This window comes from Bacillus cereus group sp. BfR-BA-01309 (assembly GCF_022664315.1).
In the GTDB taxonomy this organism is placed as follows: Bacteria; Bacillota; Bacilli; order Bacillales; family Bacillaceae_G; genus Bacillus_A; species Bacillus_A mobilis.
Genome location: NZ_JAKUHE010000075.1, coordinates 1 through 360, shown reverse-complemented (window position 1 = coordinate 360; position 360 = coordinate 1). Strand labels below are relative to the sequence as shown.

Sequence of the window (360 nt, the reverse complement as noted above, 5' to 3'; positions counted from 1 at the left end):
AACGTCTTTATTTTGATACCCACAACAAGAACATAATTGGCTTGAAGCAAATGTTTTGGATACCGGAATGACTTGTTTTCCATACCATTTTGCCTTGTATTCTAGCAACGTTCTAAATTGTGACCAAGATACTTCACTAATCGCTTTTGCTAACTTATGATTTTTCAACATATTCGATACTTGCAAATCTTCTATACCGATAACATCGTGGTTTTTGATGATTTCAGTTGAGATTTTGTCCAAGTAATCTTTTCTAGCATTAGCTATGCATTCATGAATTCTAGCTACCCTTACTCGTTGTTTATTCCAGCGAGAAGATCCTTTCATTCTTCTAGAAAGAACACGCTGTGCTTTTGCCAA

At 35.3% G+C, this 360-nt stretch carries 1 protein-coding gene; it reads right to left on the bottom strand.

Annotated elements, in window-relative coordinates; translation table 11 throughout:
- Nucleotides 1-360, bottom strand: a 360-nt coding sequence (locus tag MR115_RS30405; RefSeq protein WP_242243862.1) for a transposase, incomplete at both ends; no start/stop codon positions are given.